Below are 14,540 nucleotides of genomic sequence, written 5' to 3' on the forward strand. Positions count from 1 at the left end.
GCCGGGGCGCGGCGCGGGTCACAGGGCGGTCTGGCGGTACTGCCCGGGGGTCGTGCCGGTGGCGCGGCGGAACACGTCGATGAACGAACTGGGGGTGCCGTAGCCCACGGCCTCGGCGGTCTCCGAGACCGACAGGCCCGACGACAGCAGGGCCAGCGCCACGTGGACGCGCAGCGTCTGCCTCCACCGGCCGAAGCTGTGCCCCGTCGACGCGAGGAAGGCGCGGGCGAGGGTCCTGGTGCTGAGCCCGGTGACGGCGGCCCAGTCGTCCAGGGAGCGCTGGTCGGCCGGGTCGTCGACCAGGTGCGAGGCGATCGGCTCGATGCGCGGGTCGAGCGGCAGCGGCAGGTCGAGCGGGTGCGCCGACGGTTCCAGGAGCTCGAACACGAGCTTCTCCGCGTGGCCGCGACCGGAGTCGGGGATCTTCGTGTCCGCGAGGAACACGAGGAGCTCGTGCAGCAGCGGGCCGAGCCGGACGCTCACGGGGGCCTCGGGGGCGAACGTGGAGCTGGACGGCGAGAAGTAGCTCGCGTGGAACTCGGCGCCCGCGGACAGCCGGCCGCCGTGCACGGTGCCCGCGGGGATCCACAGCCCCACGCTGTTGGGCAGCGCCCACACGCGCCGGCCGACGCGGACGCTCATGACCCCGCGCCGCACCCACACCAGCTCGTGCACCGGGTGCGCGTGCGGTTCCCACTCCACCTCGTGGCTGGGGACGTCGGCCTCCGTCGCGATGACGAAGGGGATCTCGGCGTCCGGGTCGAACGGAACGGCCGGCCGCACGACCACGGAGGCGCCTTTCCTCCGCGTGGCCGCGGCCCCCACCCGCCCACTCGTGCCCATGGCCGCCCAGTCTAGGGAACCTTCGGCGCGGGGGTGGTTCGGGCTCTGTCGGGCCGGGGTCCGTTCCTCCCCGGCGATCTTGACCTTTTCGGGGTCTCAACCGCTTCTGAGACCCCGAAAAGGTCAAGATCGGCGGGGAGGGCACCCGAAAACGGCTTTCGGGACGGGCCGGCGGTGTGGCAGGGTGTGCCGGTGCCCACTTCCCGTTGTGACCTGATGCGATGGCAGTTCGACCTGACCTGGTCGCTGTTCGAGTTCCACCTGGAGAGACTGGAACCGGAGGACTTCCTGTGGGAGCCGGTCCCCTACTGCTGGACGCTGCGGCGCGGCGCCGACGGGGAGTGGGCGCCCGACTGGGCGGAGACCGAGCCCGATCCCGTCCCGGTCCCCACGATCGCCTGGGTCGGCTGGCACATCGGCTGGTGGTGGACGACGACCATCGACCACGCGCGGGGCCGGACCCCGCCGGACCGGACCGAGGTCGGGTGGCCGGGCGGCGGCCCGGCGGCGGTCGAGTGGCTGCGGGGCCTGCGCGCCCGGTGGCTGGAGGTGCTGGACGGGCTCTCCGACGCCGACCTGGACGCCCCCGCGCCGTTCCCCTGGCAGGACGACCCCGACAAGACCGTCGCCCACATGCTCGCCTGGGTGAACGCCGAACTGATGAAGAACGCCGCCGAGATCGGCCAGCTCCGGTTGCTGCGCGCCGCGTCCGCGCGGTGACGCGGCCCGCCCCCGGCCTCAGGCTCTCAGTAGCGCGCTCAGGACCGGTTCGGGGCCGAGGGTCGCCGGGAGGCCGCTGACCTGGCCGTCGCCCACCTCGACCACCCGCCACCGGCCGTCGGCGCGGAGGGCGAGATCGGTGGTGACGAACGGGTGGCCCAGCGCGCCCACCAGCGGGCGGACGTCCCGCAGGTCCGGGACGGGCCGCTCCCCGGGGCTGTCGGGGTGGGCGCCCACGGCCGCGGGCTCCCCGCCCACCCACCACACGCGCGCCTCCGCGCCGGTGAACTCCTCGAACGCGCGCACCACGATCCCGCCGTCGAGGAAGCCGCCCTGCAGCTCCACCATCCGCGCCACCACCCGGTGCAGGCGGGCGGCGTCGCGCAGGTCGGGCACGTGGCAGGCGTCCTCCCACTCGTACTTGCGCGACTTGACGAAGTCCTTCACGACCCCGGGGCCGCCGCCCAGCGGGGCGACCAGCTCCGCCAGCAGCCCGGCCGGGGGGACCTCCCCCGGCGCGGCCCCGCACCACACGCTGCGCGGGGTGGCCCCGGCGAAGAGCGGGTACCAGCCGGGAAGCTCGTGGGCGCGGCGGTAGGCCGCGGCGTCCACCACCAGGGCGCCGCCGCGGGAGGCGAGCGCGGCGGCCAGCGCGTCGTAGCGCGGCGCGGGGACCATCCAGCCGCGGTACCACAGGGGCCCGGCGTCGGCGGGCACCCGGCCGACCGCCCCGTCGACGTCCCCGCGCAGCAGCGCGTCGTGGTCGAGCAGCGCGGTGGCGGCGCCCAGGTCGCGGGCGGCCGCCGCCTCGCCGCGGAAGTGCGCGTCGACCAGGTGAGGCCGGAGCGGGTCGCAGGGGTACAGCACGGTGGAGGCCATGCCCGGTAACCCTAGCCGCCCGCGGCGGCCGTCCCCGCCCGGCGTGCGAACCGGATGGGCGTCCAGGTCAGCAGCAGACCGACCACGAGGGCCAGGAGGGCCGACAGCGGTGCCACGCCGGCCTGGAAACCGACGATCGTCAGCGTGAGGAGCCCTCCGGCGATCAGCAGGCCCGCCACGATGACGCGGACCAGGCCGGGGGAGCCGTACGCGACGCGCGGCGGTTCCTCGAACCGCGCGGTCCACTGCACCAGAGGCCACAGCATCGGCGTCATCACCACGATGCCCAGGACGCTCCAGCCCAGCCACGCCAGGCCGAACGGGGACGGGGTGTCCACGCCGGCTCCCACCACGGCGACCCCGGTGAAGACGGCCATCGGCACCAGGTGCCACAGGTAGACCGTCATGAGCCTCGGGCGGGCCCAGTCGAGCAGCCGCACCGGGAGCCTGTGGTCCGTCCACGCGAGGATCCGGCCGCGCAGCAGCATGGCCGTGCCGATCTGCCCGGCGGCCAGCGCGGCGAGGACCAGGGTCGGCGGGTTGACGTTGGACGCCTCCACGGCGAAGACACCGGTCATGTTGAGCGAGTAGGGGCCGAAGGCGGCCAGGGCGATCGCGATCCCGAAGCCGCAGACCGTCATCACCAGAGAGGGCGTCCGGGTGAGCGCCCCGCCCGCGTAGCGGAACCCGAGCTGGTACACGCCGATCCACACGAACGCCACGTTCAGGTAGCCCAGCTCGGACACCCCGGTCGTGAAGCGCAGCAGGTCCACGGCGACCGCGGCGGCGAGCAGGGCGGCGGGGGCCCACCAGCCGTACCGGCGCTCGGCCAGGCCCGCCAGCGGCGTGAGCGCGACCACCATCAGGTAGGCCGCCAGGAACCACAGGGGGATGGCCGCGACCTTCGCCGCGACCGTGAACGGCTGCTCCGGCGCGCCCCAGACGAGGTAGGCGGACGAGAGCACCAGCCACGTCGCGGCCAGCGGGACCACCGGCCAGGCGAGCCGGCGCAGGCGGCGGGCGAGCCACCCGGGCAGCGTCCCGCCGCGTCGGCGCACGCCCCCCCAGCTCATGGCGTTGGCGGTGCCGCCCACGAAGAAGATCAGCGGCATGACCTGGGCGACCCAGGTGAGCGTGAACGCGCCCGGGGCGGTCAGGACGCTCCCCAGGCCCAGGGTCTGGCCGGAGTACGACAGGACCGGCATCAGCCAGTGCTGCAGCACCACCAGGGCGATCACGAAGAGCCGGAGCGCGTCGAGGAACAGGTCGCGCTCCGCGCCGGCACCCGGCGGTGAGGGGGGTGGGGAGGCGCGGAGCACTCCCGGATCAAGTACCAGGGACATCGGATCCTCCAGTCAGCGGCTCATTCCGGTCCCATGGGTGATGGTCCTGGGTTCCGCGACAATGCCGAAGAGGGATTGCGAGAGAACGTGTGGCAGCGGCGTGCCCGTCCGTGGTCTCCGGCCGCGCCCCGCGCCCCGCTTCACCCGCGTGGATTTGGGTTCTTCTCGCGCGAGGGCTTGGCGGTCTCCCCCGGTTCGCTGCTGCACCAACCCTAGAGTCCGCCGCCAACGGGTAGCCAGGTGGCTTTCCTCCCCATCCGCGCGCATACGCGCACCCCTTGACGGAGTAGTGCTGGCCCCCCTGCGGAGGAGAGGGGAGGGGCCCACCGGCTCGGGCGCGGATCCCGGTCGTCCACGGAGGAGCGCGGTGAAAGGGGCGCGCGACTCCGCGGCGTCGACCCGGACGCCGCTGGGGTCGATTATGACGCAAGAGAGGCATCCCCGCCGACAGGCGGAGTCCTCCGGGACCACCCCGCAGGGCTCTTGCGGGACCGGTCGGGATGCGGTAGAAATCCGCTTATGAACCATGGGAAAGGCGACAACGCCGCTGCCCGATGACCGGGACGATCGGGCCGGGAAGCCCGATCACCGGTTCCGAACCGCTGCGGCAGGCCGTCGACATCCGCGAGGAATGGCTGGGCCGCGCGTTCTCCACTCTCCCCGCCGACCGGCCGGCCGCTGAGGCGGTGATCACCGGGTTGTACGGGCTCGTCGGCGGGAAGCGCCCCCACTTCCTGTGGGTCGAATCCCCCGCGGCCATGCTGGACGTGGATCCGGCCGCACGCCCCGCCCCCTCGCCCGCGCGGCTGGGGAGCCTCACCGGGCTCCACAACGAGGCCGACCGGCCGTTCGCCTCCCGGCTGGCGTCCGCCACGGCGCGGCTGCGCCAGGACCTCGACCGGCGGATCGACGCGAGCCTGGCCCGCGTCCCCCGCCACGGCCAACGGGCGGTCGTGAGGGGAACACCCCCTCATGAGGCCCTGCGGCAGGGGACGGACCTGCGACTGCTGCTGGACGCCGTCGTCCGGGACCCGCTGCGGCGCGGCGTCCACGACGCGGTGGGCGCCCCGCTGCGCACGGCTTTCACCACCCTGGCGGGCGGCCCGGTCGGTGTCCTCTGGAGCGGCCGGCACGAGGCGCACTGGATCGCCCGCTACGACGCCTGGCGCCGCCTGGGCATGATCACGGTTCCCGGGAGACCGGCCGCCGACTGGACCTGTGGGCGGCGCCGGCCCGTTCCTGCGGCTGGTGGTGGCCGGGGGAAGAGGTGTGCGTCGTGGCCGAGCGGCCCAGGGCCGTCCACCGCGAACCGCTGCCCGTCGCCCCGAACGGGGAGGTCCGGCTGCACCGCGAGGACGGGCCCGAGGTGGAGTTCGGCGACGGCTGGGGCGTGCACGTCCGGCACGGGACCCCCGTGCCGGAGTGGGTCCTGCGGGAGCCGACAGCGGAGCGGATCGCCGCCGAACGCAACGTGGAGGTGCGCCGCACCGCCATCGAGCGGCTGGGCTGGGACGCCTACGTCGACCAGGCCGGACTGCGCCTGGTCGCCTCGGCGCCCGGCCCCGGCAACCCCGGCTGCGAGCTGAGGCTGTACGACATGCCGCTCGACGTGCGGTTCCGGCCCGCGCGGCTGCTGCTCGCCGTCAACGGCTCGGTCGAGCGCGACGGAAGGCGCCGCCGCCTCACCGTCCCCGACGGCATCGACGACCCGGTCGCGGCGGCCGGATGGTCCTACCGCCTCCCCAAGGCCCTGTACGCCCGGCTCGCCCGCCGGACCTAGCTGTATGAGGCCATGACGTTGTTGACGTGTTGCGGGGTCGCGGAGGCGGGTGGCTTGCCGTCGTGCGCGCCGTGGGGCCGGTGGTAGTTGTGGTGCAGGTTCCAGGTCTCCAGCGCTTTTTCGCGCTGCTGCTCTGAGGTCCAGGTCCTCGCGTCCAGGAACTCTTCGGCCAGGATGCGGTTGTAGCGTTCGACTTTCCCGTTGTGCTTGGGCGTGTACGGCTTCGTCCGCCGGTGCTCGGTACCGTTCGGGGTGGCGGCGAAGGCGTTGGAGCGGTAGCAGGCGCCGTTGCCGGTGATGATCCGCTCGATCTTCACGATCCCGTGCTTGGCGAACCATTCGCGGGCGCGGTTCAAGAACGCGACGGTGGTGGGGCCCTGTTCGTTCTCGAGTGACTCGGTGTACGCCAGGCGCGTGTGCCCGTCGATCGCGGAGTGCAGGTACGCGTACCCCGCTCGCGCTCCGCGGGTCTTCGTGCGGGCTGCGGCCCTGGCCTCGGGGCTGTCTTTGCCGTGGGCGCGCCAGCCGCCGTCGGGGATGCGTCCGACCTTCTTCACGTCCAGGTGGGTCATGTGCCCGGGATGCTTGGAGGCGATCGTCTTGACCTCCCGGTTCGTCTCGCCGTTCGGGTCGATGAACCGCCTGTGGTTTAAGCCCAGCTGAGCCAGGTGCCGGGTGATCGTGCGCCGGCTGACGGCGGGTCCCTCCTCGCGGAGCTCGAAGGCGATGCGGGAAGCCGACCACTTCTCCTCCCTGCGCAGCTGCCCGATACGCGCCACCGTCTCGCCGGGTGTCGCGCTTGGCTGCCGGACCGGCGCCGAAGAACGGTCGTAGAGGCCGAGTTCGCCATGCTGGCGGTACCTGTTCACCTACTTCGAGGCGGTCGCTCGCGAGATCCCTATCTCGGCGGCCACGTGCGCGATCGGCCGGGTGCGGCAGCGTTCCACGAGTCGCTTGCGACCCTCGGGAGTGAGCGGTGCGTTCTTGTGGCTGCTCGTGCGTGACTTGCCGCCGATCGACGAGCTCGGGCTCGAAGTCATGCTCTGCTGCTCCGTCTTAGGACGTGGCTTATACGGGAAGCGCCGCTGCGTCGGCCGATGTGATCGTTAGCGTGATGAGTCGCTTGGTTGCTCGAGTCTGCGCGACATAGAGGTCGCGGAGGCCGGTCGCGCTTTCGCCTTGGATCTCGTCGGGATCGATGATGATCACCGCGTCGAATTCCAACCCTCGCGCGTCGGGGGCAGGCACGACGACGGTCCCGTGTCTGAGGGGCCCGCCCTCGATCCTTCGGGCTCGCCGAGTGGTGGCGATGATGCCGACCAGATCGTCGGGATGCTCGTTTTGAAGCCGAGCGACGAGATCGTCGAGAGCCGTATCGACATCAGAGTCCGGGACGGTGAGGTAGGCCGGGGGTTCGCCGTGGCGGATCGAGTACGAGAGGCGTTGCGACGGGGCGATGCGGGCGAGTACGGGCATGGTGGCGTCGAGGATCTCGGCGGTCGTGCGGTAGTTGACGGTGAGCGTGTGATGCGCGTATCGATCGGCGACGAACGGTTCCAGCGCGTCCTCCCACCGCGTGATCGTGGTTGTTGGTCCTGCTTGTGCGAGGTCGCCGACAATGGTCATCGAGCGGCTCGGGCAGCGGCGCATGAGCATCCGCCACTCCATCTCGGAGAGCTGTTGCGCCTCATCGACCACGATGTGCCCGTAGACCGTCTTGGGGAGCCCATCCACGAGCGCTCGCGCTTCGTCCAGCGCCGCGAGATCAGCTCTGCTCCACCCGGTCTCCACCGCAGAGCCGATCGAGGCGATCTGCTCGCCGGAAAGCTCGGGCATGGCGCGGGCCAGCGCATCCGGGTCCGTGAGCAGCCCGCGCAGGACGTCCTCCGCGCGAAGTGACGGCCACACCCCGGAGATGATCCGATCGATGCCGGAATCTTCGAGGAGATCATCACGGATGCGATCCCAGTCAATGTCGAGGCCGTCAGAAGACTGGATGCCGTCCGGTTCGGGGTCTCCGGGTCGGCGGCCGAACATGCGGTCGAGGTCGACCCCGACTTCCTTGAGCTCGTCCTCGAAGTCCGAGATCTCCTTCGCGGTCTGCTGCTCCAACTCGTTCACCAGGTCATCCACGACGTGCTCGAGGAACAGGCCCCGTGCGCGGTTGTGGCCGACGCCGCCCTGCAAGGCGCTGCGCCGGGCCGCGTCCACGCGAGGGGCGTCCAGGACGGCCTGACCGTGCGCGGTGGTGAGCCGGAGAGGCACGCCATGCGGCTGCCGCTCCTGCACCCTTCGTGCAAGCGCTTCGCCGAACGAGCGGCGCCCTTTGACGAGCGCTACCGCGTCCGGCTCGGACCTCGTCGCCTCAACCCCGACGAGATCCGGCGCAGTGGCCAGCTCGACATTGTTCTCTCCGAGCGAGGGCAGCACTTCGGAGATGTAGGCGAGGAAACGTCTGTTCGGACCGAAGACGAGAACGCCGCGCTCAGCCATCGTCGGAAACGCGTAGAGCACGTACGCGGCCCGGTGCAGGGCGACGATCGTCTTGCCCGTTCCGGGGCCGCCGTCGACGACCATCACTCCCCGACACTCTGACCGCACGATCTCGTCCTGCTCCCGCTGCAGCGTCGAGGCCGCCTCGCGCATACGCCCCGTCCGAGCCCCGCTCAACGCCGAGACAAGCGGCCCATCGCCGACCACGTCCACCGCGGTCGGAATCGTCCCGTCGAGGATCTCGTCGGAGACATCGACGAGCCGGCGACCCTCGACGCGCACGTGACGGCGGCGGCGTACGCCCAAAGGAGAGGCCAACGTAGCCGCGTAGAAGGGCCGAGAAGCCTCCGCGCGCCAGTCCACCAAGAGGATCTCGCCTGACTCGGAGCGCAGTCCGACGCGGCCAACATGCAGCGATTCGCCAGTGCTGCTGTCGATCCGCCCGAAGCACAGGGACCGTTCCGCCAGCTGAAGCCGGCCGAGGGCTCCCTCCAGCCGTGCGAGCTCGGCATCCCTCGCCTGGCGGGCTTCTGCCCCGTCGACCGGCGAACCCATCAAGCGGGCTCGCGCCGCCCCGATGTCGGACTTCTCAGCGTCCAGGCGCCCGTACATCGTCTCTATCGCACACTGCTCTAGTTCGAGCTGTTCCGCCTTGCCAACGACCGCATCTGCCACCAGCTGCTCCTCTCGTCCGGCGTCCACCATGAAGGGTCGGGCAGATAAAGGCAACTTTGACTTTTCCGTCCGAATCTGGCCCTCTGACCAGCACATCTGATGCGCAGAACCAGCGGCGTGTTGAGGCACGAACACGCGATTTTCGCAACCGTTCAAGGCCATGCGTCGTTGACGCCCGTCAAGATCAGTCCGCGATAGCGACGCCGTCAACAACCTCATGGCCAGCACCACCTAGCGCCCCGCCCGATATCCGTTTCTCCCACCGATCGTGACCTTTTCGGGGTCTCGGACGCGGTTGAGACCCCGGAAAGGCCGCGATCAGCGGAGGAGCTTCCGAAACGCCGGCGCCAAGGCCGGTGTCCCGACGAGCGGCCAGAGGTGACCGACATGACCGTGACCCTTGCCCAACTCACCGAACGCAGCGGCCTGGACGTCCTTGACCACCTGGAGCGGGAGGCGGCCGTGCCCGTCATCGACGGGCTCCAGGCCCAGGGCGACCTGATCGTCGTTCCGCGCCGGTTCGTCGTCGACGACGTCGACCTCCCGGACGGGGAGTGGTGGAGCGAGGTGCCTCCCGAAGGGGTCGAGGTGCTGCGCAGCGCCTCGGGAGGCAACCCGCACACCCTCGTCGCCGACCCCGGGACCTGCCGCTGGACCACCGTGGTCCGCGACCGCTCCTTCCTCGCCCTGGGGGCGATCACCACCACCGCCGCCTACCTGGTCCACGCCGGGCACGGGGCCACCGGTATCGCGCCGGGCGGCTACGTCGCGCGCCGCCAGCGGGAGGGCACCGGCAACGTCGCCGTTCGCAGGGCATCGCCGAGCTCCCGCTCCGCCGTCACCTGGCTCGTCGCCGACTGAGGCGGCCGCGCCCCGGGCGCGGGGGGCTCAGGACGCGGCCACGGCGGCCGGCCTGAGGCCCGCCCGCGCGGTGGCGCGGAGGACGAGCCTCCGGGGCAGCCGGGGCAGGAGGCCCGCGAGGAATGCGTTGGCGCGCCCCGACACGACGCTGGGCCGGTTCGTGCGCAGCGCCCGGAAGGTCGTGTCGACGACCTGGGCGGGCGTCTGGAAGCGGATTCCTTCGGTGGGTGTGCGCGAGATGTCGAAGAACTCGCTGGTGGTCGCCCCGGGGGAGACGCACAGGACGCGCAGCCGGCTGCCGCGCGCCTCGGCCCACAGGGCCTCGGTGAAGTAGACGACGTACGCCTTGGCCGCCGAGTAGACGGCCATCCCGGGGAAGGGCGCCTGCCCGGCCATGCTCGCCACGTTGACGAGGACGCCCGCCTCCGCGCCGAGCAGGTCGGGGTAGAAGGCCTTCGTCAGGTCGACCGTGGCGGTGACGTTCAGGGCGACCTGGGCGGCGACGTCGTCCGGGTCGGCCTCCGAGAAGGGCTCGCTCCTGCCGAAGCCCGCGCAGTTCACGAGCCCGCCCGCGATGATCCCGAGCCCGGTGAGCCGGGAGCGCAGCTCCCGGCCCGGGTGGGGGGCCGTGAGGTCGAGGGCGACGGGGGTCGCCGTCACGGAGTGGCGCTCGCGCAGCTCCTCGGCGAGGCTTTCGAGCCGGGGCAGGCGGCGGGCCACGAGGACCACGTCGTCGCCCCGCTCGGCGAAGCGGCGCGCGAACTCCCTTCCGATGCCCGAACTCGCCCCGGTGATGATCGTTGCTCTGGTGGATCCCACAGTGCACCTCACGTGGTTGACAGGTGTTAATGACGGTACATTGACAGCCGTCAACCGGCAAACGAGCAGCTACGAGGACAGCGGATGAGCGCCGATGGGCGAAGAAGAGACGGCCGCGATCTGCGCCAGGCCCTGATCGACGCCGCGTCGGCGATGCTCCAGGAGGCCCAGCCCACCCCCGCCCCCTCGCTGCGCGCCGTGGCGCGCGCCTGCGGCGTCTCGCCCACAGCCGTCTACCTGCACTTCGACTCGTGGGCCGCGCTCATCGACGCCGTGCTCCAACAGCACTTCGCCGACGCCCGCGCGCGGGTCGAGTCCGCGCTGCGCGGCGTCGAGGGGCCGCGCGAACGGCTCGACGCGTTCGCGCTGGTCTACGTGACCTGGGGGCTGGAGCACCAGGGGCCGTACCAGCTGCTCTTCGGGAGCATGGAGTGGCTCAAGGAGACCGACGAGGTCAGCGCGTGGCTGGAGGGGTGCGTCGACTCGATGGCCGGAGACCTCCTGGCCGTCGGCGCGGCCGACGACAGGGCGGACGCCCTTAAGCGGGTCGAGTGGCTGTGGGTCGCCCTGGACGGGCTCATCTCGCTGCGCCGCCGCAAGGGCCGCTACCCCGCGCACCGCAGCGTCGCCGAGGACGTCGCGGGGATGGTTGAGGTCTTCGCGGGACCGGCGGCCGGTGGACCCGGGGCGGGCTGACCCGGGTCACGCGACCCTCGGCGCGGCGCGCATGCCGACGAAGCAGTACTCGGCGCCGTCGGCCGGGATCGCGAACACCACGGGCATCCAGCCCCCGCTGAAGGCGCCGGTCCCCGGTCCGGCGAACACCGTCTCCGACACCGGTACGAGGACCGGTCCGAGCGGCGGGGAGAGGTCCTTGCCCCGGCCGGTTCGCCGGGCGGATCCCGCCGGGATCCCTTCCGGTGGCCTTGGCCTTCCCGGGGGCCCCAACCGCCTCAGAGACCCCGGAAAGGTCAAGACCAGTGCAGGAGACCGCCGCGGCGGGTCAGCGGTACCCGGTCGCGTCGGCGGGCTTCCCGGCGTCCTGCACCTCGACGATGTAGCGCCAGGCGTCGGGGCGGCTGCCGTCGAGGTCGGTGAAGCCGTAGACCCGCGCGAGGCCGCCGCTGGACAGCGACTCCCCGTTCCAGCGGGAGACCTCGGGGTCGGCTGCCAGGGCCGCGACCGCGCGCCCGACGTAGCGCGGGGTCTCGGAGATACAGAAGTGCGGCTCGCGCCGCAGCGCGTCCCTCCAGGTGTCCTCCGTGACCCCGAAGTGCTCCAGCATGATCTCCGAGCGCATCCACCCCGGTGTCAGCGCCACCGCGGTGGCGCCGCGCGGCCCCAGTTCGCGCCCGAGGGCGAAGGCCATGCGCAGCACGGCCGCCTTGGCGACGTCGTAGAAGAACGAGACCCGGTACCGGGACGCGTTGTACTCGGCGGTGCCGTCGGTCATCTCCACGACCAGCCCTCCGGGGCCGCGCAGCAGCAGCGGGAGGGCGTGGTGGCTGGTGATCGCGTGGGTCTCCACCGCGAGCCGCAGCAGCCGCAGCCCGTTGTCGAGGTCGTGCTCCCACACGGCGGCGTCCCAATCGAAGAGCAGTTCCCCGCCCCAGATGTCGTTGACCAGGACGTCGAGCCTGCCCTGCTCGGTGTCGATGCGCTCCACCAGGGCGCGGACCTGGTCCGGCACCAGGTGGTCGGTGGGGACCGCGATGCCGCGCCCGCCCGCCGCGGTGACCAGGTCGGCGGTGTCCTCGATGGTCTCGGGCCGGTCGTACTCCGAACGCCGCCCCCGGGTGCTGCGCCCCGTCACGTAGACGGTCGCCCCCGCCGCGCCGAGTTCGACCGCGATCCCCCGGCCCGCCCCGCGCGTCGCCCCGGCGACCAGGGCGACCCTGCCTTCCAGTGATTCCGGCATCGCTTCCCTCACGTCCTCGTGTTCCTCGTGTGCCGATGGTGCCACCCGCTACCTGACATCTCCTGTCGTGTACCGGCCGCGCCGCCACAGGCGACCGGACGGGAAGGGAGCGGCGACGAAGGCGTCCTCGGTCGTCGCGGGCCGGGAAGGGGCTCTCGTCCCCCTTCCCGGCGGACGCGGGCGGCCGGAGCGCCGGCCGGGACCGGAGCGACTGACGGGGGCCGGGCTCCGGAGGGCCTCGCGCGGGTCGGGAAGGCCGTCAGCCGCGGGGCCCGGCGTCCCCCGGGACACGGGGCGCCACGACCGGGCGCCCCACCTCGTGCAGTACGGACCGGGCGGTACGGGGTGAGGCGAGGCCGCTGAGGGTGTGGCCCTTCACCGACGCCGCGGCCATGCCGCCGGTACGCAGTGACGTCGCGGAGAGGCGCGCGGGCTCCAGACACGCTTTCCGCCCGTGGGCCTGGACGATGGCGCTGAATCCCCGAACGGTGAGGCGCCCGTCGTTCTGTCCGGCGGACTGTCCCGCCAGCGGTCCGGCTTCACCGAACACGCGGTTGTGGCGGTCGATACGGCGGAAGAGGGGACCCGAGACGATGCCCCGCTCGCTGAGTCCGCGCTTCCACTCCCTGATGGCGTTGACCGGGCAGAGCGCGGGGTTGCTGGGGGTCCAGACGAATGGGAGAAGAGCCTCCTCGTCCCTTTGGGGAGGGGTGAGCGGGTGCTTGATGAGGATGGTGCCCTCGGGGCCGTGGACGAGGTGGTCGATGTCGACGCGAAGCAGTTCGGAGGGCCAGGAGGCGGTGAAGAAGCCGACGAGGAACAGGGCCCGGTCGCGCAGGCCCGCGATGTGTTCGAGATCGACGGAGCGGACGAGGCGGGTGAGTTCTTCGGGCGTCACGGGATGGATCCCCTTGGAAGTGGCGGCCGCTTCGGGGGTGCGACGGGGCGGGGACGGGATCGGGGGGCGTCCGGGCGGAGCCATCCCCTGGGACCGGTGCGTGTAGCGGATCGCTGTGAGAGCGCGTTTGATCGTCGAAGAAGCGGTTTTCCGACTGACCAGGTCAGAAACATACGACGCGACGGTTTCGTCAGAGGCGGGGAGGGGGCTCGTGCTTCTCTTTCTACACCAGTCCGCGAAGCGGTTCATGTCGTCGGAATACCGAGCCTTGCTCGGTTCGGACGGGCCTCGGAGTTCCATTTTCTTGACCATGATCCCGTGTGTCTGAGGATGTCCCTTTTGAAATCTGACTTCCGCATTCAAGGGCAGGAAGTCAGCTTCCTGGGGCGAGGAGTATACAGATAATGGATGCACGTGCATTTAGTTGGAGGGTGGGTGCGGGTGGCTGACCTGGGGTACGATTGGCCCGCGAATCGCGATAACGCCCCATTGAGCGTGTATGCGGGTGAAGCGCTGAGAGTTGTCGAGTGTGCAACGAAGAGGCGGCTGACGGCAAGCCGGTCGTACCGCCTCTTTTCCGTTCCGTGGGGTGCTCACGCGAACGCCGTGTGGAAAGCCGTATGGAAAAAGGGAGCGTGGTTGTAGCCCGGTGCCGCCCGCCTGGAGCGCGGTGTGCCGGATTTGACCGGGGACGAGGTGGTCGGCTTCGCCGGGGGGTGTTCCCGCCGGTCGCCCAGCCAGGGTTCCCGCACACCCGGCCTCCGGATTTCGGCTGCTCGGACGTCGGCCGCGCTGCCGACGGCATCACCTGCGTGGGGTCATGCGAACGGGTACGCTTTTTGCGAATGCCCCGATAAACGGCGAATTCCCTGGACCGCGAACTCTCCTCGGCAATCCGGCCGAGGAGCGCTGCCGGTCACAAGGCCGGCAGGACGCCGTTCAAGAAAGGGCGTTCCATGCTGTGGAAGCCCCGTTATGTTGGCAAGCACCGCAAGAGGCCGCCCGCCGGGCGGTCGAAGGATCTCGTGGAGCTCGTGCGCTTCGGAAACCGGGGAGCGCACCTGGTCGTTGACCTGGCCAACGCGTATGGCCACGGCAATGGGGAAGGCCCCGGCTTCTGGGACCTCCTGGAGATCGTCTCCCGCTGGGGAGCGATCCTCCTGGGTCTCTAGAAGCCGAGGCCCCCGCGCGGGCTCTCGGACGCCGAGCTTTCCTACGGCGCAGGCGTTCGAGGGCCCCTTTTTCGTGCGCACGACGATCCCTGCCCGAGGAGGCGGGAATTCATGCGTCCTGCGCACAGCCCAAAAGGTG

Annotated in this window: 13 protein-coding genes and 1 pseudogene; 5 read left to right on the forward strand and 9 right to left on the reverse strand. The window is 71.5% G+C overall.

The features are described 5' to 3' along the window. Positions 1 to 18: 18 nt before the first annotated feature. The gene (locus EV190_RS04960; RefSeq protein ID WP_133740257.1) at positions 19 to 843 is read right to left on the reverse strand and encodes a helix-turn-helix domain-containing protein; all 825 of its coding nucleotides are present in this window, start codon (positions 841 to 843) and stop codon (positions 19 to 21) included. A 192-nt stretch (positions 844 to 1,035) separates the two neighbouring features. Here EV190_RS04960 and EV190_RS04965 point away from each other — a divergent pair, with 192 nt between their 5' ends. Beyond that, positions 1,036 to 1,563: a DinB family protein gene (locus EV190_RS04965; protein ID WP_208113047.1), complete on the forward strand. Its 528-nt coding sequence runs from the start codon at positions 1,036 to 1,038 to the stop codon at positions 1,561 to 1,563. A gap of 18 nt (positions 1,564 to 1,581) precedes the next feature. Here the strand turns inward: EV190_RS04965 and EV190_RS04970 are convergent, their stop codons facing one another. Beyond that, entirely contained in the window at positions 1,582 to 2,442 is an 861-nt protein-coding gene (locus EV190_RS04970; RefSeq protein WP_133740258.1) for an ATP-grasp domain-containing protein, read from the reverse strand. Positions 2,443 to 2,453: 11 nt separating this feature from the next. Next, the gene (locus tag EV190_RS04975) at positions 2,454 to 3,785 is read right to left on the reverse strand and encodes an acyltransferase family protein (protein WP_133740259.1); all 1,332 of its coding nucleotides are present in this window, start codon (positions 3,783 to 3,785) and stop codon (positions 2,454 to 2,456) included. Positions 3,786 to 5,001: 1,216 nt separating this feature from the next. Here EV190_RS04975 and EV190_RS04980 point away from each other — a divergent pair. Further along, positions 5,002 to 5,565 (forward strand): DUF6745 domain-containing protein, encoded by a 564-nt coding sequence (locus tag EV190_RS04980; RefSeq protein ID WP_341770522.1) that lies wholly within the window; start codon positions 5,002 to 5,004, stop codon positions 5,563 to 5,565. Here EV190_RS04980 and EV190_RS04985 read toward each other — a convergent pair. Continuing rightward, a pseudogene (locus EV190_RS04985) lies at positions 5,562 to 6,605 on the reverse strand (IS481 family transposase). The gene EV190_RS04980 and the pseudogene EV190_RS04985 sit on opposite strands and share 4 nt — an antisense overlap. Positions 6,606 to 6,633: 28 nt before the next feature. Continuing rightward, entirely contained in the window at positions 6,634 to 8,733 is a 2,100-nt protein-coding gene (locus tag EV190_RS04990) for a HelD family protein (protein ID WP_208113048.1), read from the reverse strand. Positions 8,734 to 9,120: 387 nt separating this feature from the next. Here EV190_RS04990 and EV190_RS04995 point away from each other — a divergent pair, with 387 nt between their 5' ends. Next, positions 9,121 to 9,594: a hypothetical protein gene (locus tag EV190_RS04995; RefSeq protein WP_133740261.1), complete on the forward strand. Its 474-nt coding sequence runs from the start codon at positions 9,121 to 9,123 to the stop codon at positions 9,592 to 9,594. A 27-nt stretch (positions 9,595 to 9,621) separates the two neighbouring features. Here the strand turns inward: EV190_RS04995 and EV190_RS05000 are convergent, their stop codons facing one another. Continuing rightward, positions 9,622 to 10,413 (reverse strand): SDR family NAD(P)-dependent oxidoreductase, encoded by a 792-nt coding sequence (locus EV190_RS05000; RefSeq protein WP_208113049.1) that lies wholly within the window; start codon positions 10,411 to 10,413, stop codon positions 9,622 to 9,624. 84 nt (positions 10,414 to 10,497) lie between these two features. On the opposite strand from EV190_RS05000, the gene EV190_RS05005 reads away from it, so the two are divergent. Beyond that, positions 10,498 to 11,109, forward strand: a complete 612-nt coding sequence (locus EV190_RS05005; protein ID WP_133740263.1) for a TetR/AcrR family transcriptional regulator — start codon at positions 10,498 to 10,500, stop codon at positions 11,107 to 11,109. Positions 11,110 to 11,115: 6 nt separating this feature from the next. Here EV190_RS05005 and EV190_RS24240 read toward each other — a convergent pair whose 3' ends face one another. From EV190_RS24240 to EV190_RS23890, 3 genes are all read right to left on the reverse strand, one after another. Next, positions 11,116 to 11,250, reverse strand: coding sequence for a hypothetical protein (locus EV190_RS24240; protein WP_279536604.1), 135 nt, complete (start codon positions 11,248 to 11,250; stop codon positions 11,116 to 11,118). A gap of 166 nt (positions 11,251 to 11,416) precedes the next feature. Further along, a complete protein-coding gene (locus tag EV190_RS05015; protein WP_133740264.1) occupies positions 11,417 to 12,331 on the reverse strand; it encodes an SDR family oxidoreductase in 915 nt (304 codons plus the stop codon). A gap of 259 nt (positions 12,332 to 12,590) precedes the next feature. Continuing rightward, positions 12,591 to 13,229 (reverse strand): hypothetical protein, encoded by a 639-nt coding sequence (locus tag EV190_RS23890; protein ID WP_243742357.1) that lies wholly within the window; start codon positions 13,227 to 13,229, stop codon positions 12,591 to 12,593. Positions 13,230 to 14,263: 1,034 nt separating this feature from the next. Between EV190_RS23890 and EV190_RS23285 the strand changes: the two genes are divergently transcribed. After that, complete coding sequence (locus tag EV190_RS23285; RefSeq protein ID WP_166655377.1) at positions 14,264 to 14,401, forward strand: hypothetical protein; 138 nt, start codon at positions 14,264 to 14,266, stop codon at positions 14,399 to 14,401. The last annotated feature ends 139 nt before the right edge of the window (positions 14,402 to 14,540 follow it).

Origin of the sequence: Actinorugispora endophytica (assembly GCF_004363075.1) — a bacterium.
Classification (GTDB): Bacteria; Actinomycetota; Actinomycetes; order Streptosporangiales; family Streptosporangiaceae; genus Actinorugispora; species Actinorugispora endophytica.

What these genes read in the sequence shown, in the direction of transcription:
- EV190_RS04960 (WP_133740257.1), bottom strand. Translation starts at nt 843, where the DNA reads ATGGGCACGAGTGGGCGGGTGGGGGCCGCGGCCACGCGGAGGAAAGGC.
- EV190_RS04970 (WP_133740258.1), bottom strand. Translation starts at nt 2,442, where the DNA reads ATGGCCTCCACCGTGCTGTACCCCTGCGACCCGCTCCGGCCTCACCTG.
- EV190_RS04975 (WP_133740259.1), bottom strand. Translation starts at nt 3,785, where the DNA reads ATGTCCCTGGTACTTGATCCGGGAGTGCTCCGCGCCTCCCCACCCCCC.
- EV190_RS04995 (WP_133740261.1), top strand. Translation starts at nt 9,121, where the DNA reads ATGACCGTGACCCTTGCCCAACTCACCGAACGCAGCGGCCTGGACGTC.
- EV190_RS05005 (WP_133740263.1), top strand. Translation starts at nt 10,498, where the DNA reads ATGAGCGCCGATGGGCGAAGAAGAGACGGCCGCGATCTGCGCCAGGCC.
- EV190_RS05015 (WP_133740264.1), bottom strand. Translation starts at nt 12,331, where the DNA reads ATGCCGGAATCACTGGAAGGCAGGGTCGCCCTGGTCGCCGGGGCGACG.